The 18,085-nt window shown below is 59.9% G+C and carries 17 protein-coding genes; 6 read left to right on the top strand and 11 right to left on the bottom strand.

The genetic code is table 11. The annotated features are described in order from the left end of the window. Nucleotides 1–14: 14 nt before the first annotated feature. Nucleotides 15–1,409 carry an FAD-binding oxidoreductase gene (locus tag IB254_RS05410; protein WP_032828611.1) on the bottom strand — a complete coding sequence of 465 codons (1,395 nt, stop codon included), beginning with the start codon at nt 1,407–1,409 and terminating at the stop codon, nt 15–17. Nucleotides 1,410–1,612: 203 nt separating this feature from the next. Here IB254_RS05410 and serA point away from each other — a divergent pair, with 203 nt between their 5' ends. Beyond that, nucleotides 1,613–2,842 carry a phosphoglycerate dehydrogenase gene (gene serA / locus IB254_RS05405; protein ID WP_008026067.1) on the top strand — a complete coding sequence of 410 codons (1,230 nt, stop codon included), beginning with the start codon at nt 1,613–1,615 and terminating at the stop codon, nt 2,840–2,842. A 62-nt stretch (nt 2,843–2,904) separates the two neighbouring features. On the opposite strand, the gene IB254_RS05400 is transcribed toward serA, so the two are convergent. Beyond that, nucleotides 2,905–3,330, bottom strand: coding sequence for a DUF4399 domain-containing protein (locus IB254_RS05400; protein WP_192416687.1), 426 nt, complete (start codon nt 3,328–3,330; stop codon nt 2,905–2,907). A 136-nt stretch (nt 3,331–3,466) separates the two neighbouring features. Between IB254_RS05400 and IB254_RS05395 the strand changes: the two genes are divergently transcribed. Then, nucleotides 3,467–4,051 (top strand): transporter substrate-binding domain-containing protein, encoded by a 585-nt coding sequence (locus IB254_RS05395; RefSeq protein ID WP_008040763.1) that lies wholly within the window; start codon nt 3,467–3,469, stop codon nt 4,049–4,051. Nucleotides 4,052–4,188: 137 nt separating this feature from the next. Here the strand turns inward: IB254_RS05395 and IB254_RS05390 are convergent, their stop codons facing one another. Both IB254_RS05390 and IB254_RS05385 read right to left on the bottom strand, forming a co-directional pair. After that, nucleotides 4,189–4,668 (bottom strand): DUF523 domain-containing protein, encoded by a 480-nt coding sequence (locus IB254_RS05390; protein ID WP_192416686.1) that lies wholly within the window; start codon nt 4,666–4,668, stop codon nt 4,189–4,191. A gap of 2 nt (nt 4,669–4,670) precedes the next feature. Next, the gene (locus IB254_RS05385) at nt 4,671–5,303 is read right to left on the bottom strand and encodes a 2OG-Fe(II) oxygenase (protein WP_192416685.1); all 633 of its coding nucleotides are present in this window, start codon (nt 5,301–5,303) and stop codon (nt 4,671–4,673) included. 108 nt (nt 5,304–5,411) lie between these two features. On the opposite strand from IB254_RS05385, the gene IB254_RS05380 reads away from it, so the two are divergent. Continuing rightward, nucleotides 5,412–6,164, top strand: a complete 753-nt coding sequence (locus IB254_RS05380) for a DUF2059 domain-containing protein (RefSeq protein ID WP_192416684.1) — start codon at nt 5,412–5,414, stop codon at nt 6,162–6,164. A gap of 120 nt (nt 6,165–6,284) precedes the next feature. On the opposite strand, the gene IB254_RS05375 is transcribed toward IB254_RS05380, so the two are convergent. After that, entirely contained in the window at nt 6,285–7,232 is a 948-nt protein-coding gene (locus IB254_RS05375; RefSeq protein WP_192416683.1) for an alpha/beta hydrolase, read from the bottom strand. A 97-nt stretch (nt 7,233–7,329) separates the two neighbouring features. Here IB254_RS05375 and IB254_RS05370 point away from each other — a divergent pair, with 97 nt between their 5' ends. Continuing rightward, a complete protein-coding gene (locus tag IB254_RS05370; protein ID WP_192416682.1) occupies nt 7,330–7,911 on the top strand; it encodes a DUF6436 domain-containing protein in 582 nt (193 codons plus the stop codon). Between the two features lie 107 nt (nt 7,912–8,018). Continuing rightward, nucleotides 8,019–10,430, top strand: a complete 2,412-nt coding sequence (locus tag IB254_RS05365) for a penicillin acylase family protein (RefSeq protein ID WP_192416681.1) — start codon at nt 8,019–8,021, stop codon at nt 10,428–10,430. Nucleotides 10,431–10,558: 128 nt separating this feature from the next. Here IB254_RS05365 and IB254_RS05360 read toward each other — a convergent pair whose 3' ends face one another. Further along, a complete protein-coding gene (locus IB254_RS05360; protein ID WP_008040757.1) occupies nt 10,559–11,524 on the bottom strand; it encodes a GlxA family transcriptional regulator in 966 nt (321 codons plus the stop codon). 303 nt (nt 11,525–11,827) lie between these two features. Here IB254_RS05360 and IB254_RS05355 point away from each other — a divergent pair, with 303 nt between their 5' ends. Continuing rightward, nucleotides 11,828–12,469, top strand: coding sequence for an HD domain-containing protein (locus tag IB254_RS05355; RefSeq protein WP_192416680.1), 642 nt, complete (start codon nt 11,828–11,830; stop codon nt 12,467–12,469). Nucleotides 12,470–12,599: 130 nt separating this feature from the next. Here IB254_RS05355 and IB254_RS05350 read toward each other — a convergent pair whose 3' ends face one another. The 5 genes from IB254_RS05350 to IB254_RS05330 all read right to left on the bottom strand — a co-directional run bounded on the left by IB254_RS05350 (nt 12,600) and on the right by IB254_RS05330 (nt 18,075). Next, a complete protein-coding gene (locus IB254_RS05350; RefSeq protein ID WP_192416679.1) occupies nt 12,600–13,493 on the bottom strand; it encodes an ABC transporter permease subunit in 894 nt (297 codons plus the stop codon). Further along, complete coding sequence (locus tag IB254_RS05345; protein WP_177318183.1) at nt 13,490–14,371, bottom strand: ABC transporter permease subunit; 882 nt, start codon at nt 14,369–14,371, stop codon at nt 13,490–13,492. Before IB254_RS05345 ends, IB254_RS05350 begins: the two co-directional genes overlap by 4 nt. A gap of 35 nt (nt 14,372–14,406) precedes the next feature. Then, nucleotides 14,407–15,549 carry an ABC transporter ATP-binding protein gene (locus tag IB254_RS05340; RefSeq protein ID WP_008026038.1) on the bottom strand — a complete coding sequence of 381 codons (1,143 nt, stop codon included), beginning with the start codon at nt 15,547–15,549 and terminating at the stop codon, nt 14,407–14,409. Between the two features lie 70 nt (nt 15,550–15,619). Continuing rightward, entirely contained in the window at nt 15,620–16,717 is a 1,098-nt protein-coding gene (locus IB254_RS05335) for a polyamine ABC transporter substrate-binding protein (protein WP_192416678.1), read from the bottom strand. A 245-nt stretch (nt 16,718–16,962) separates the two neighbouring features. Next, nucleotides 16,963–18,075, bottom strand: coding sequence for a polyamine ABC transporter substrate-binding protein (locus IB254_RS05330; protein ID WP_008026034.1), 1,113 nt, complete (start codon nt 18,073–18,075; stop codon nt 16,963–16,965). Nucleotides 18,076–18,085 lie beyond the last annotated feature (10 nt).

Below are 18,085 nucleotides of genomic sequence, written 5' to 3'. Positions count from 1 at the left end.
CTTAAGTTCGAAAATCAAACAGCGAAAATCTTGCCCGGGTTCATGATGCCGTTCGGATCGAACACCGCTTTGACCGCTTTCATGTACTCGATCTCAACCGGGGAGCGGCTGTAGGTCAAGTAGTCACGCTTGGTCATGCCCACGCCGTGTTCGGCGGAAATCGAGCCGTTGTACTTCTCGACGGTTTCGAACACCCACTTGTTCACGGTCGCGCACTTGGCGAAGAACTCGTCCTTGCTCAGGTCATCCGGCTTGAGGATGTTCAAGTGCAGGTTGCCGTCGCCGATGTGGCCGAACCAGACGATTTCGAAGTCCGGATAGTGTTCGCCGACGATCGCATCGATTTCCTTCAGGAACGCCGGGACTTTCGACACGGTGACCGAAATGTCGTTCTTGTACGGCGTCCAGTGGGAGATGGTTTCGGAAATGTATTCGCGCAGTTTCCAAAGGTTTTGCAGTTGGGTTTCGCTCTGGCTCATCACGCCATCCAGCACCCAGCCCTGCTCCACGCAATGCTCGAAGGTTTCCAGCGCATGGTTGGCCACTTCTTCAGTGGTCGCTTCGAATTCCAGCAGCGCGTAGAACGGGCAGTCGGTTTCAAACGGCGCCGGCACGTCACCGCGCCCCATGACCTTGGCCAGGGCTTTGTCGGAGAAGAATTCGAACGCGGTCAGGTCAAGTTTGCTCTGGAACGCGTGCAATACCGGCATGATCGAGTCGAAATCGGCAGTGCCAAGCACCATCGCGGTGAGGTTTTTCGGCGCCCGGTCCAGGCGCATGGTCGCTTCGACCACAAACCCGAGGGTGCCTTCAGCGCCGATGAACAGCTGACGCATGTCGTAGCCGGTGGCGTTCTTGATCAGGTCGCGGTTCAGTTCCAGCACGTCACCCTTGCCGGTGACGACTTTCATGCCGGCAACCCAGTTGCGGGTCATGCCGTAGCGAATCACCTTGATCCCGCCGGCATTGGTGCCGATATTGCCGCCAATCTGGCTCGATCCTGCGGAAGCGAAGTCCACCGGGTAATACAGGCCTTTTTCTTCGGCGACGTTCTGCAAATGCTCGGTCACGACGCCCGGCTGGCACACGGCGGTGCGGTCGGTGAGGTTCACGTCGAGGATCTGGTTCATGTAGTCGAAGGACACGACCACTTCGCCATTGGCGGCCACCGCAGCGGCAGAAAGCCCGGTGCGCCCGCCAGACGGCACCAGCGCCACTTTATGTTTATTGGCCCACAGAACGATGGCCTGAACCTGCTCGGTGGTCTTCGGGAACACGATGGCGGTCGGGGCCGGGGCGAAATGCTTGGTCCAATCCTTGCCATAAGCGTTCAGGGAGTCGGCATCGGTCAGTACCTTGCCAGGCTCGACCAGGGTCTTCAGTTCATCAATCAGGGCAGGATTGGTCATCGACAGAACTCTCGAACAATTCATGGTCATCCTGAGAACGCTTCACGTCGCAGGAATGAGTGTTTGCGGGGCGCTTATGCTAGCATACCGACCCCGCAGGATAGTGCCCAACGGCTGTTCTGCGGCGACGGCTTAGTTGCCGTCCGGGTCAGCGTCTGCTGGCTATTTCCTGCCATTTTTCTCCGGGATACAGGTTTACGCAGATGAGCAAGACTTCTCTCGATAAGAGCAAGATCAAGTTCCTTCTTCTCGAAGGCGTCCACCAATCGGCTGTCGACGTTCTCAAGTCGGCGGGCTACACCAGCATCGAGTACCTCACGGGTTCTCTGCCGGAAGCCCAGCTGAAGGAAAAGATCGCTGATGCTCACTTCATCGGCATTCGCTCCCGCACTCAACTGACCGAAGAGATCTTCGATCACGCGAAGAAGCTCGTCGCTGTAGGTTGTTTCTGCATCGGCACCAACCAGGTTGACCTGAACGCTGCCCGCGAACGCGGCATCGCAGTGTTCAACGCTCCGTACTCCAACACTCGCTCCGTTGCCGAGCTGGTGCTGGCCGAAGCGATCCTGTTGCTGCGCGGCATCCCTGAGAAGAACGCTTCCTGCCACCGTGGCGGCTGGATCAAGAGCGCGGCCAACTCCTTCGAAATCCGTGGCAAGAAGCTCGGCATCGTCGGTTATGGCTCGATCGGTACACAACTGTCGGTCCTGGCTGAAGGCCTGGGCATGCAGGTGTACTTCTACGACACCGTGACCAAGCTGCCTCTGGGTAACGCGACCCAGGTCGGCAACCTGCACGAGCTGCTGGGCATGTCCGACATCGTCACCCTGCACGTTCCGGAAACCGCTGCGACCCAGTGGATGATCGGCGAGAAGGAAATCCGCGCCATCAAGAAGGGCGGCATCCTGATCAACGCCGCTCGCGGCACCGTGGTCGAACTGCAAGCCCTGGCGGACGCGATCAAGGACAAGCACCTGATCGGCGCAGCCATCGACGTATTCCCGGTGGAGCCACGCTCCAACGACGAAGAGTTCGAAAGCCCGCTGCGTGGCCTGGACAACGTGATCCTGACCCCGCACATCGGTGGTTCCACCGCTGAAGCGCAAGCCAACATCGGTCTGGAAGTGGCGGAAAAACTGGTCAAGTACAGCGACAACGGTACGTCGGTATCGTCCGTGAACTTCCCGGAAGTGGCCCTGCCGGCTCACCCTGGCAAGCACCGCCTGCTGCACATCCACGAGAACATTCCGGGTGTGATGAGCGAGATCAACAAGGTCTTCGCCGAAAACGGCATCAACATCTCCGGTCAGTTCCTGCAGACCAACGAGAAAGTCGGCTACGTGGTGATCGACGTAGACGCCGAGTACTCGGATCTGGCGCAACAGAAGCTGCAACACGTCAACGGCACCATCCGTAGCCGCGTGTTGTTCTGATAGCGACTTGAGTGACAAAAAAGGAGACCCCCGGGTCTCCTTTTTCTTGGGCGCGACTGACGTTACTTAACGTTGACGGTGATTTTCTCGGAGAGGATCGGCGGATCGAACGGCATGTGGTTGCTATCGCCAAGTTCGAGTTGCAAGGTGTGCTTGCCGGGCGTCAGCGTTACTTCAGCCTGAGTCTGCGCGTTGCCGAAATGCTGGTGGTTGGCATCTTTGGGGATCGGCGCACCGGCGGCCGGCAACTCATCGACATCGATCAACAAGTGGTGATGACCGGTGTTCTTGGTGGGATCACCCGCCGGGGCCAGCGCAATGTTCTCGACAGCGAACTTCACGACGACAGTTTGCGGGACCGTCGCACCGTCTTCAGGAGAAACGATGGACACTTCAGCACCCTTGGGTGCCGGCGTAGCCGCACTGGCCAGCATCGAAACACCCATCAGCAGGCCAGCCAGCGCAGCACGTGACATAAAGGTTTTCATTCTCTTCTCCAGTTTTTTCGTAAAATCCATGTGACCATGACAACTTCATGGCCATTCGTTGTCGAAGGCACTCGACAACCATAGCAAAGCGAGCCTGAACCAGCGCATCGCGATAAATGTATTCAAAGGAGTGACCATGCGCTTTTTGCCTGGCCTGATCTGCCTGCTACCCCTTTTGAGCCCTTTGGCTCATGCCGAACTGATTGACGATGTAAACGACCGCGGTGAATTGCGTATTGCCCTTGAGGCTAATACACCACCTTTCAATTTCAAGGACGACGGCCAACTCTCGGGCTTCGAAGTCGAACTGGGCCAACTGCTGGCCAATGAACTGGATGTAAGGGCCGACTTCGTCGTCACCGATTCCAGCGATCTGTTGACCGGCGTTGAAAGCGGCAAGTACGACATCGCCATCAATCACATAACAGAGACTCCGGCGCTCAAGGATCGTTTCGACTTCAGCGAACCTTACATTCACACCGATGCGCATTTGATCGCGCAGAAAGAAGAGCCGCGTTCAATCCTGTTGGTGCAGTCGCTGACGCAAGAAAAGCCGAAAGCCGCCCCGGCCGAGAACCTGGCCATTCCGTTTCAGAAAGGGAACCCGGCGTTTCACGCCAGCCTGGAAAATGCGTTGCAGCGGATAAAGGCGGATGGGCGACTGGAGGCACTGGAGAAAAAATGGTTTGGGGCGGATGCCGCCGAGATACCGAAACCCTAAGACCACCGACGATCATATTGATCACCGCGATCCCCCTGTAGGAGCCGGCTTGCTGGCGATAGCGGTTTAACATTCAACATTTGCGCTGACTGTTACACCGCTATCGCCAGCAAGCCGGCTCCTACAGGAATTTGCGTTCAGAGTTGCAGTGCGGCGGCGGCTTCAGCCAGTTCCAGTTCGCTGAACACTTGCACGCCATGGCGCTTGAGCAACGCCGCCGTCACGCCTTCGCCGCTGACTTTCACGCCGCTGAACGTGCCGTCATAGGTCAACAGGTTGCCGCACGACGGGCTGTTGGCCTTGAGCACGGCGATGCGGATGTTGTGTTTCTGTACCAGCTCCAGCGCCTGGTAAGCACCGCTCAGAAACTGCGCGCTGACATCCTCGCCCTCGGCGGTAATCACCGCCGCCTGCCCCTCCAGCACTTCACCGCCCTGCCCGCCCGGAATCTCCGCCGCCGCCCGTGGGGTCGGCAAGCCACCGGCAACTTCCGGACACAACGGCACGACGCGACCCTCGTCGACCCACTGTTGAAGCTGGTCGAACGGCCCGCTGGCACCGCCGTCGTAACGCACGCGGTGGCCGAGCAGACAGCGACTAACCAGAATTTTCTGCATGATCAGAACGGCTCGTTGCCACGACGCCGGAACCAGCCGGTCAACGACAGGCGATCGCGGGTCGCGGGCAGGACTTCGTGGGGCACTTCGCCCGACAGGAACACCACCAGGCATCCGCCGGTGGGCACCACATCGTATTCGACGCCTTCCTTGAGGTACATGCGCAACTGACCGCCGTGCTCCGGCAGCCAGGCGTCATTGAGGTAGACCACCGCCGAGACCATGCGCCGATCATCGTCGCGAAAGCGGTCGACATGCCTGAGGTAGAAAGCGCCGGGCGGGTACATCGCGAAATGGCTCTCAAAGTCTTCGAGGCCCAGATACAACCCGCGATTCATTGCCTCGCGCAGGCTGTCCATCAACTGCAGATAGTTGTCGCAAGCCAGGGCCTGACCCGGCTCGATCCACTGGATTCGGTCGCCGCGAATTCCCTCGCGAATCTCCGATGTCGGCCCGCGGCCCACGGCGGCCGGGGCCAATTCACCCTCGGCGGCACGTTTACGGCACTCAGCCGCCAGTTCTTGGGTCAGACCCAAAGGCAGGAAAATGTTCTGCTGCGACCAGCCGCGTTCGGCCAGGTCGTCGACGATACGTAACAGCAGCGGGTGATCAGAGGGTATTGGCATGGCGCGCATAGTATTCCTGTGCCGGAAAATCCGACAGAGCCGCGCGGCGGCTTGATACGAATTCTCGACAAGTCCCTATGCCACACGGAGAATAGTCGCCTGCTGACAGGAGTCCCTATGCGCCGTTTGCTTTTCTCACTGATGATGTTCTGCGTTTTGCCCGCTTGGGCAGACGGCCACGACCAGTTGTACAAGGTCGCCGGCTGGCCAGAACAACGCGCGCATTTCAGTGATGCCCTTTCAGCCGCTCAGCAGCGTTACCAGAACAGCCTGCCGCCCGCCGTGTTTCAGGCGCTGGTGAACAACAGCAATCAGCGCTTTGCCCCGCAGGCCGTGGACCAGCGCGCGGAAGCGCAATTGCGCAAAACCCTGGCCGATCCCAAACCTGCACTGGCTTTTTTCCAGTCGCCGCTGGGCAAGAAGATCGTCGCCGCCGAGTTGCTGGCGACCCGTCGCGATCAACTGGCAAAGAACGCCAAAGGCCTGCCGAAGATTCAGGCCAGCGATAGCCGCACGCTGATCATCGGTCACCTCGCCCAGGCCTTGCCCGCGCGGGAGGCCGGTGCGGAAGTCAGCCTGGCGATTGCCGGCGTCGCGGCCGACAGCCTGAGCTCGATGATCCCCGGCCTGCTCGGTGGCGGTCAGGCGCAGGGGCTGTTGAACGGTCAGCGTCAGCGCTTGATGGACCAGATCGGCAGCGACCTCAACAACACGTTGCTGTATGTCTATCGAGATCTGTCGGATGACGAGCTGGAAGAGTTCGCCACGTTTGCCGAGTCGGCGGAAGGCAAGGCGTATTACCAGGCGGCGTTGGCGGCGATTCGGGCAGGGTTGGCGGTGGGGCAAACCCCTTCGAACTTGACCCAATGATTTTCAGCGCCGGTTAGATCGCCATCGCCGGCAAGCCGGCTCCTACAGTTGACCGTGTTCTTCCGGACAACTCGATCCGCTGTAGGAGCCGGCTTGCCGGCGATGAGGGCTTAACTGACGCTAAAGACTCCGGCCTTTTATCCGCTTCGTCAAAAACCCGAAATACTCCCCGCGCAACGCCACCGTCTCATTCGCCAAATGATGCCGCGCCTCAGGCAACATCAACACTTGAGGCCGATCGAACTTGGCCTTCAACACCTCAAGGTTGTGCTGCCAATCCACCGTCATGTCCGCCTGCCCCTGCACGATCAGTGGCCGCCGAGTACTGTCCGGCGCAGCTTCGATGCGTTTGATCCAGCGCGCCAGCGCGCCGACCCAGGCCGTCGGCAAGCGCAGCGGTTGCAGCGGGTCGGCTTGCAGGAACGGCAGGAAATCCGGGTCGTTGGAGTTCTCGCTGAAACGTCGGGCGATGGCTTTGACGAACGGCTTGAGCAGGTAATAACTCAGCTGCGACCAGCCCCAGGCGCGCGGTCTCACCAGCGGCGACAACAGGATCACCTGGCCCTGCGCCGGACTGCCCGCCCCTTCGTTGAGCACATGGTCGATCACGATGGCGCCACCGGTGCTTTGACCGCACAGGTGCCACGGTTGCGGCAGATCGAGGGATTTCGCCTCCGCGAACAGCCCTTGCAGCGTGTCCTGATACTCGGCGAAATCGTTGATGCTCGCACGCTCGCCGCTGGACAGGCCATGCCCCGGCAAGTCGCAGGCAATCACCGCGAAATCCTGATTCAGCGCCCACTCGATCACGTGCCGGTAGAGCCCGGTGTGATCGTAGAAACCGTGGAACACAAACAGCGTCGCCTTCGCCCGCTCCGGCCACCACACCTGGCCGACCACGTCATAAGCATCCACCTCAAAACGCCCCAGGCCCCTGCGCAACTGACGCCCCGGAAAATCCAGCCCGTAGAACCGCTGGTAAGCCTGAGCCTCCACGGACAACGGCTGCCACTCGGCCAGGGGCCGCAGGCTGGCACGCAAATGATCGGGGGCGAAAGTGGCGGACATGGGCGATTCCAGAGCACGAAGCGGACTTTATAAGCCTGCGATATTCATCTGTCGCGGCAAGCATGGCAAGCTGGGCGACCTTCGAGGATCGACACTCATGCGTTCGCCCTACCGCACCCCACTGCTTGCCTGCCTGCTCGCCCTCGTGTGCGCCGGTGTTTTATGGGCGGCGTACGACTGGTTTCAAGGACGCTACCTGCGGGCGTTCAGTGAACACACGGCGGTGTTTTCCGGTGACCCGTTGCACTTGCCCGACAACCTCGCCGGCCCCGGCGCCATTCGCCTGGTGCACTTCTGGGACCCGGCCTGCCCGTGCAACGTCGGCAATCAACAACACCTGAGCGAACTGGTCGATCTGTATGTGCCGCAAGGCGTCGAGTTTTATGCGGTACAAAAACCCGGCAGCCACGGCCAGTTGCCGAGCACGCTGAGCAGCCTGAAAACCATCACCGTCCTCCCGGGCTCCGAACAGATCCCGGCCAGCCCGGCCGTGGCGATCTGGGACCGCAGCGGCAAACTGGCCTACTTCGGCCCCTACAGCGAAGGCCTGACCTGCAATTCGAGCAACAGCTTCATTGAGCCGATCCTACAAGCGTTAAACGCTGGCCGCACCGTCAATGCCACGCACACGCTGGCCGTCGGGTGTTACTGCCCGTGGCCCGCCGACACAAAGCAGTAAGACCGCGCAGACGCGAATCCCTCCTAAGGGCGATGGGCCGATTCGGCAAGCCGTGTTAAACAGTGGCGCCAGGGAACTGCTGCCACTAATAACAACAAGGAGTCACCATGAAACGTAGCCTGACCGTTCTCGCACTGCTGATAGTCGCGCTCGCCGCAGGTGCCGGCGGGTACATCTACAGCAAGCAACCGACGCGCCAGGGCATGGTCGAGCTGCAACACTTGCAAGGCTCCGTCACCGTCCGTTACGACGAACGCGGCATCCCGCACATCCGCGCCGAAAACGAAACCGACCTGTACCGCGCCCTCGGCTATGTGCACGCCCAGGACCGGCTTTTTCAGATGGAAGTCCTGCGCCGCCTGGCCCGAGGTGAACTGGCCGAAGTGCTGGGCCCGAAACTGCTCGACACCGACAAGCTGATGCGCAGCCTGCGCATTCGCGAACGTGCCGAAACCTACCTGGCGAACATGGATAAGCAGTCGCCGGCCTTCATCGCCATGCAAGCCTATCTGGACGGCATCAACCAGTATCAGGACGGCCATGCAAAACCTGCGGAGTTCGATGTACTGGGCATTCCAAAACGCCCGTTCACTGCGCAGGACACCATCAGCATCGCCGGTTACATGGCCTACAGTTTTGCCGCGGCGTTTCGCACCGAACCCTTGCTGACCTACGTGCGCGATCAACTGGGTGCCGAGTACCTGAACGTCTTCGATCTCGACTGGCAGTCCAAAGGCGTGCTGGCGAACAACCACAGCAGCATCCCGCCGACTCTCGCCAGCGCCGACTGGAAAGACCTCAACGCCCTCGCCCGCCTGAGCGAGCAGGCGCTGGCCGACAACGGTTTGCCGCAGTTCGAGGGCAGCAACGCCTGGGTCGTCGCTGGCAATCGGACCAAAAGCGGCAAGCCGCTGCTGGCGGGTGATCCGCATATCCGCTTCTCTGCGCCGTCGGTGTGGTACGAAGCGCAGCTCTCGGCACCGGGCTTCGAGCTCTACGGTCACTATCAGGCGTTGATGCCGTTCGCCTCGCTGGGGATGAACCGCGACTTCGGCTGGAGCATCACCATGTTCCAGAACGACGACCTCGACCTGATCGCCGAGAAGGTCAACCCGGACAACGCCAATCAGGTCTGGTATCGCGGCAAGTGGGTGGACATGGTCACCAGCGAACAGCAGATCGCGGTCAAGGGTCAGCCGCCGGTGAAGTTGCTGCTGCGCCAGTCGCCACACGGGCCGATCGTCAACGATGCGCTGGGCAACAGCGTCGGTAAAACGCCCATCGCCATGTGGTGGGGTTTTCTCGAAAGCCAGAATCCGATCCTCGAAGGTTTCTACCAGCTCAACCGTGCCGACACCCTGGCCAAGGCGCGCATCGCCGCCGCCAAGGTCCAGGCGCCGGGCCTGAACATCGTCTGGGCCAACGCCAAGGGCGACATCGGCTGGTGGGCGGCGGCGCAACTGCCGAAGCGTCCGGCGGGTGTGCGGCCGTGGTTCATTCTCGACGGCAGCAGCGCCGAAGCGGACAAGGACGGCTTCTACCCGTTCAGCGCCAACCCACAGGAAGAGAACCCGGCGCGGGGCTACATTGTCTCGGCCAACTTCCAGCCCGTGTCGCCGACCGGCATGGAGATTCCCGGTTACTACAACCTCGCCGATCGTGGGCAGCAGCTCAATCGCCAGCTCAGTGACAAAGCCGTGAAGTGGGATCTGGAGGCCAGCCAGAAACTGCAACTGGGCACCACTACCGCTTACGGCCCGCGTTTGCTCGCGCCGTTGTTACCGGTGCTGCGTGAGGTGGTGAGCGATCCCGCCGAACTGAAACTGGTGGAACAACTGGCCCAGTGGACAGGCGACTACCCGCTGGATTCCACCAGCGCCACGCTGTTCAATCAGTTCCTGTTCAACCTCGCAGACGCGACGATGCACGATGAACTGGGCAACGACTTTTTCGAGACGCTGCTCTCGACCCGGGTGATCGACGCTGCGCTGCCGCGCCTGGCGGCGAACGCCGACTCGCCGTGGTGGGACAACCGCAACACCCTCGGCAAGGAAACCCGCGCCGACACGGTCAAGGTGGCGTGGCAAGCGAGCCTCGCGCACCTCAAGAGCACGCTGGGTGCGGATTTCACGCAATGGCAGTGGGGCAAGGCGCATACGCTGACCCATGGTCATCCACTGGGGCAACAGAAGCCGCTGGACCGGATTTTCAATGTCGGACCGTTCGCGGCGCCGGGCACTCACGAGGTGCCAAACAACCTCTCGGCCAAGATCGGCCCGGCGCCGTGGCCGGTGACTTATGGGCCGTCGACCCGACGCCTGATCGACTTCGCCGACCCGGCGCACAGCCTGACCGTCAACCCGGTGGGCCAGAGTGGCGTGCCGTTTGACCGGCATTTTGATGATCAGGCTGAGGCGTACGTCGAAGGGGTGTACTTCCAGGCGCATCTCAATGATGAAGAGGTGACGGCGAATACGCGGAGTACGTTGAAGCTGTTGCCGGCGCGCAGTGCTCAGTAGATTTGTATTGGCTGGACTGGCCTCATCGCCAGCAGGCTGGCTCCCACAGTGGTCCTGTGCACGCAGATCCATTGTGGGAGCTAGCCTGCTAGCGATGAGGCCCGCAAGAACAACGCATATTCATGCGTTCAAACCATCGCCGCAAAATTCAACCTGAACTGCTGCGGCGTCACACCGAGCCGGCGATTGAACACGCTGCGCATATGCTGCGCATCGCGAAACCCGCACTGATACGCCACCGTCTTCAACGGCGCAACGGTGCTTTCGAGCATCACCCGCGCCGCATCCACCCTCGCCCGCTCGACGAATTCCGCCGGGGTGACTTTCGCCTCTTTGGCAAACACCCTGGAAAAGTTGCGGGCGCTCATGTTGGCGGCGTTGGCCAGGTCTGCAATGGTCAGATCGCCGGTCAGGTTGGCCAGCACATAATGCTGAACCATCGCCACCGCCGACGTCGGCTCGGCGTGGGGCGTGAGGAAAGGACTGAACTGCGATTGCCCACCCGAGCGCTGCGTGAACACCACCAACCGCTTGGCCACGCTGAGCGCCACTTCCGGCCCATGATCCCGGGCCAACAAGTACAACGACAGATCGATCCCCGCCGTAACCCCGGCCGAGGTATAGAGCTCGCCGTCCTGCACGTACAAGCGATCAGCCTCGACCTGCGTCGAAGGGCACAACGCCGCGAGCGCAGCGGCATCGCCCCAATGAGTCGTCACCGTCCGCCCCTCGAGCAAGCCTGCCCGGGCGAGCATGAACGCACCGTTGCAGATCGAGCCGAACCGTTGCGCCAGCGCGCTGGCATCGCGCAACCAGGCATCGAAGGCCGCGCCGAAATCCATGAACGGCAACTGCGGCCCACCGGCCACCAGCAACAAGTCGTACGCCCCCAGCGCCTCACTGAAATGCCGATGGGCATTGAGGGACAAACCGTTGGAGCACGGCATCACACCGCGCTCGACGCCGATCACCTCCAGTTGATAGTGATCCTGCGGCGCGAGGAAACGATTGGCCTCGGAAAACACATCCATGGGGCCGGTGACGTCCAGGGACTGCACGCCGGCGAACACCACGATGGCAACGGTTTTACTCATGACAGGAACACCCTCGATGCACGCAGACTTTGCAGGAGCCGGCTTGCTGGCGATGGAGTGTCAGTCGACATCAATGTTGCTGACATACCATCGCCAGCAAGCCGGCTCCTACAAGGTGTGCGCATGACGTAAATCCATGCGCAGGGCCTCAACCGTAGCCAATCCGCGCTCAACAAGCGAGGTTGGCGCGATATGCATGCTCATTGGCAAGGATCGCAGCCATGGATCGATTGTCCGGTTTTGGGGCCGGGAACAGACTTGTCCCATCAGCGCCGCCACGGCGTTCCCCACGAGGACAGCACCATGAGCAGCACCATCGCCGGCATCAAAATCCCCGACAGCGCTTTGGCCCGGGCCACCACGGAATACATTCGCGACGTCGAATCCGACCTGCTTTATCACCACTCGTGCCGGGTGTTTCTGTTCGGCGCTTTGAGCGGTGAACGCAAGCAACTGGCCTACAACCCGGAGCTGTTGTACGTCGGCGCAATGTTTCATGACCTGGGTCTGGTGGAAGGTCATCGCAGCGACGATGAACGCTTCGAAGTCGATAGCGCCAACGCCGCCAAAGCATTCCTCAAGCCTTACGGCCTGAGCGATGACGACATCGAGCAGGTGTGGTTGTCGATTGCCCTGCACACCACGCCGAACGTAGTGCATCACCTGCGCCCCAACGTGGCATTGGTGACGGCGGGCGTTGAAATGGATGTGCTGGGGATCGACTACGCCGCGTTTCCCACGGCGCAGCGTGAGGCGGTGGTGCACGCGCATCCACGGGGCGAGGGGTTCAAGGAGTGCATCCTGTGTGCGTTCGCCAACGGCTTCAAGCACAAGCCGGATACCACGTTCGGTACGGTGAACGCGGATGTGCTGGTGGACAGCGAGCCAGGGTTCAAGCCGATGAACTTCGTCGAGATCATCCGCAAGTCCCCCTGGATTTCCTGAAACCTTGTAGGAGCCGGCTTGCTGGCGATGGAGGGTCAGCAACATTGATGTCGACTGACACACCATCGCCAGCAAGCCGGCTCCTACAGGGGATTTGGGTTGATCACAGAAATGCGATCAACCCAAAGGTTCAGGCCGCTTCCGGCGCCTGCTGCGCGCGACGCACGTCCGGTTGCCTCCACGAATCGGCAGCGCTTTCTTCGATGGCCTGCTGAATCGCACGCTTGCGGCTTTCTTCGGCGCGGCGGCTGAAGAACCAGACCAGGAAGGTCATCAACGACACCGCCAGCAGAATCAGGCTGGCCACGGCGTTGATCTCAGGCTTCACGCCCAGACGCACCGCCGAGAACACTTCCATCGGCAAGGTCGTCGACCCCGGCCCCGACACGAAGCTGGCCAACACCAGGTCATCCAGCGACAGGGCGAACGACATCATGCCGCCCGCACCCAGCGATGGCGCAATCATCGGGATGGTGATCAGGAAGAACACCTTCCACGGCTTCGCCCCGAGATCCATGGCGGCCTCTTCGATGGACAGGTCCAGCTCACGCAAGCGCGCCGACACCACCACCGCCACATACGCCGCACAGAACGTGGTGTGGGCGATCCAGATGGTGACGATGCCACGCTCTTGCGGCCAACCGATCATCTGCGCCATGGCCACGAACAGCAGCAACAGCGACAGACCGGTGATCACTTCGGGCATCACCAGCGGCGCGGTGACCAGGCCACCGAACAGCGTACGACCCTTGAAGCGGGTAATGCGGGTCAGGACGAATGCGGCCAACGTGCCCAGCGCCACAGCGGCAATCGCGGTGTAGCAGGCGATTTCCAGCGAACGCACCACCGAGCCCATCAGTTGGGTGTTGTCCATCAGGCCGACGTACCACTTGATCGACCAGCCGCCCCACACCGTCACCAGCTTCGAGGCGTTGAACGAGTAGATCACCAGGATCAGCATCGGCGCGTAGATGAACAGCAAACCCGCGATCAGCATGAAACTCGAGAAACGGAAGCGCTTCATTCTTTACCCTCCATTTCCTTGGCCTGACTGCGGTTGAACAGGATGATCGGCACAATCAGGATCAACAGCATCACCACCGCCAGGGCAGACGCCACCGGCCAGTCACGGTTGTTGAAGAACTCTTGCCAGAGCACTTTACCGATCATCAGGGTTTCCGGACCGCCCAGCAGTTCCGGGATCACGAACTCGCCCACCACTGGAATGAACACCAGCATGCAACCGGCGACGATGCCGTTCTTGGACAGCGGAATGGTGATCTTCCAGAAGCTGTTGAACGTACTCGAACCGAGGTCGGACGCCGCTTCCAGCAGGCTGTTGTCGTGCTTCACCAGGTTGGCGTAGAGCGGCAGGATCATGAACGGCAGGTACGAATAAACCACGCCGATGTACACCGCCAGGTTGGTGTTGAGGATCTGCAGCGGTTCGTCGATCCAGCCCATGCTCATCAGGAAACCGTTGAGCAGACCGTTGTTGCTGAGAATGCCCATCCACGCGTACACGCGGATCAGGATCGCGGTCCAGGTCGGCATCATGATCAGCAGCACCAGCACCGTTTGCAGCTCTTTGCGGGCACTGGCGATTGCGTAGGCCATCGGATAACCGATCAGCAGGCAAAGGATGGTGCTGATCAGCGCCATCTTCAACGAACCGAGGTAAGCGGCGATGTACAACTCATCGTCGCCGAGCATCGCGTAGTTGCCGAGGTTGAGCAGCACCTGCAGCTTCTGGTCTACGAAGTTGTAGATCTCGGTGTACGGCGGAATGGCCACGTCGGCTTCAGCGAAGCTGATCTTCAGGACGATGAAGAACGGCAGCATGAAGAACATGAACAGCCAGAGGAACGGAACCCCGATGACCAGCTGACGGCCACCGGGAATTATTCGATTGAGGCGGCGTTTGAATTTGCGCATGTTCATGAGCGGAGTACCACGCCGCTGTCGTCTTCCCACCACACGTAAACCTGATCACCCCAGGTTGGGCGCTGACCACGGCGTTCGGCGTTGGCGACGAAGGACTGGACGATCTTGCCGCTCGGCAGCTCGACGTAGAACACCGAGTGACCACCGAGGTAGGCGATGTCATGCACCTTGCCGCTGGACCAGTTGTATTCGCAGGTCGGCATGTCCGGCGTCACCAGCAGTTTTTCCGGACGGATCGCGTAAGTCACGGATTTATCCTGCACCGAAGTGCTGATGCCGTGGCCCACGTAGATCTGGCGATCCAGGTCTTTGCAGGTGATGGTCGCATGACCTTCGGCGTCGTCGATCACTTCACCGTCGAAGATGTTGACGTTGCCGATGAACTCGCAGACCAGGCGGCTGGTCGGGGTTTCGTAGATGTCGATCGGGCTGCCGATCTGGGCGATCCAGCCCAGGTGCATGATCGCGATGCGCTCGGCCATGGTCATGGCCTCTTCCTGGTCATGGGTCACCATGACGCAGGTTACGCCGACGCGCTCGATGATCTCGACCAGCTCAAGCTGCATCTGTGAGCGCAGCTTCTTGTCCAGCGCACCCATCGGTTCGTCGAGCAGCAACAGCTTCGGTCGCTTGGCCAGCGAACGCGCCAGGGCAACACGCTGACGCTGACCACCGGAGAGTTGATGCGGCTTGCGCTTGGCGTACTGGGTCATCTGAACCAGCTTGAGCATGTCGGCCACGCGGGCATCGATTTCAGCCGCCGGCAGTTTGTCCTGCTTGAGGCCGAAGGCGATGTTCTGCGCCACGGTCATATGCGGGAACAGGGCGTACGACTGGAACATCATGTTGATCGGCCGCTCGTAGGGCGGCATGTCGGTGATGTCTACGCCATCGAGGAAAATGCGCCCCTCCGTGGGCCGTTCGAAGCCTGCGAGCATGCGCAGCAACGTGGACTTGCCCGATCCCGAACCGCCGAGCAGGGCGAAAATCTCGCCTTTCTTGATTTCCAGGGACACATCGTCCACGGCAATCGTCTCGTCGAACTTCTTCGTGACCCGGTCGATTTTGACCAGCACCTGTTTAGGTGACTGGTCGCCCTCGAGGGCTTTCTTATAGGCGCCGGAGGCAACTGCCATTTACGAAACTCCCAAAAAAAGAGTGCAGTTCGCTCAAGGTGAGCCAACCTGGATAGTTTGAGCCCTGAAGCTATTTGCCCGACTTGACCTTGGTCCAGCTGCGGGTCATCAAACGTTGAATGTTTGGTGGTAACTCGACCGACACGTAGGTCTTGTCGAGGACTGCTTGCGGTGGATAAACCGACTCGTCGGTGCGGATGGACTGCTCCATCAATTTGTCCGAGCCAGGGTTGGGGTTCGCATAGCCAACAGAATCACTGACCTGTGCGATCACCTCGGGTTTCAACAGATAGTTGATGAAGGCGTGGGCCTCTTTGACGTTGCCCGAATCCTTCGGAATCGCGAGCATGTCGAACCACAGCGCACCGCCCTCTTTGGGAATGGTGTAGGCGATGTTCACGCCTTTCTTCGCTTCAGCTGCACGGTTGCGGGCCTGGAACATGTCGCCGGAAAAACCGATCGCGATGCAGATATCGCCGTTGGCCAGATCCGCGATGTACTTGGAGGAGTGGAAGTAGGTCACGTAAGGCCGCACTGCCAGTAACTTGGCTTCAGCCTTTTTGTAATCTTCGGGGTTGGTGCTGTTGGCGTTCAGGCCCATGTAGTTGAGGACCGTCGGCATCATTTCATCGGCGGAGTCGAGGAACGCCACGCCGCAACTCTGCAGCTTCTTGATGTTCTCCGGCTCGAACACCGCGCTCCAGGAATCGATCTTGTCGACGCCGAGCACAGCCTTGATCTTGTCGACGTTGTAACCGATGCCGTTGGTGCCCCACAGGTAAGGGACGGCGTACAAGTTGCCCGGATCATTTTGTTCCAGACGCTTGAGCAATACGGGGTCGAGGTTCGAGTAGTTCGGCAACTTCGTCTTGTCGAGTTTCTGGAAAGCACCGGCCTTGATCTGCTTGCCGAGGAAGTGGTTCGACGGCACGACCACGTCATAGCCGGTACGCCCGGCGAGCAACTTGCCCTCCAGGGTTTCGTTGGAGTCAAAAACGTCATACACCGGTTTGATACCGGTCTCTTTCTGGAAGTCGGCCAGGGTGGTCTCGCCGATGTAGTCCGACCAGTTATAAATATGCACCGTGCCGGCAGCCTGGACACTGACAGCCATCGTCAGTCCGGCACCGGCCAGCAATGCATTGCGCAACAAAGAAAAAATAGGCAAGTGGAGGTCCTCTAAAATTAGTTGGGCCCAAGTTGCCCCGCGTTACATGACAGTCGTAGCTGCCCAGCAACAAAACCGGCGCGCAACTTACCCTCGAAAAACCGTTCCAGCAAACTTTATGAAGATCCGTGTAGGAGCGAGACCGTCTTGCCGGCGATGGTCGTCAACGATAACGAGGGGTGTCTGACACCCCGCGGTGTTGTCGCTTTTTTCGCGAGCAGGCTCGCTCCTACAGGGTGTATTACTTACTTACCGGATTTGATCTTGGTCCAGCTGCGAGTCAGGATCCGCTGGGTCGCGGCCGGCAAGTCGGCAATCGCGTACAGCTTGGCCAGCACATCGGCAGGCGGGTAGACGCCCGGATCTTCGGTGATTTCTTTTTCGACCAGAGGAGTGGCCGCCGCGTTACCGTTCGGGAAACGTACCGCGTTGGTGATTTCAGCCATGATTTCCGGCTTTTGCAGGAAGGTCATGAACTTGTAGGCGCCTTCGACGTTTTCGGCATCTTTAGGGATGGCGACCATGTCGTAGAAGCTGCCGGCACCTTCTTTCGGAATGTTGTAGCTGACTTTCACCTTGTCACCAGCTTCGGCGGCGCGCGCTTTGGCCTGGTAGATGTCACCCGAGTAACCCACGGCTACGCAGATGTTGCCGTTGGCCAGGTCGGAGATGTACTTGGACGAGTGGAAGTAGCCAACCGAAGGACGAATCTTCAGGAACAGCGCTTCGGCTTCGGCCAGTTGTTTTTTGTCCTGGCTGTCGGTTGGATAGCCCAGGTAGTGCAACGCCACCGGAATCATCTCGGTTGGCGAATCGAGGAAACTGACGCCACACGATTTCAACTTGGCGATGTTTTCAGGTTTGAACAACAGGTCCCAGGAATTGGTCGGTGCATCGGCGCCCAGTGCAGCCTTGACCTTCTCGGCGTTGAAGCCGATACCGATCGAACCCCACATGTACGGGAAGGCATGTTCGTTGCCCGGGTCGCTCACCGATACCGCTTTGAGCAGGTCAGTGTTCAGGTTCTTCCAGTTAGGCAGCTTGGACTTGTCCAGCTTCTGGTAAACGCCGGCCTTGATCTGCTTGGCCAGGAAGTTGTTCGACGGTACGACGATGTCGTAACCGGACTTGCCTGCCAGCAACTTGGCTTCCAGAGTTTCGTTGCTGTCGAATACGTCGTAGACGACTTTGATGCCGGACTCGGTTTCGAACTTCTTGATGGTGTCCGGAGCGATGTAATCGGACCAGTTATAGACGTGCAACACCTTGTCGTCCGCCTGAACCGCACCCGCCATAATGCCCATCAGGGACATGGCGAGAAGTGTCTTGCCAGCAAGCTTTTTTCCTAATGCCTTCATGCGTAATGCT

Source organism: Pseudomonas sp. PDM03 (assembly GCF_014852385.1).
GTDB lineage: Bacteria > Pseudomonadota > Gammaproteobacteria > Pseudomonadales > Pseudomonadaceae > Aquipseudomonas > Aquipseudomonas migulae.
This window is presented reverse-complemented; position numbering and strand designations above follow the sequence as displayed.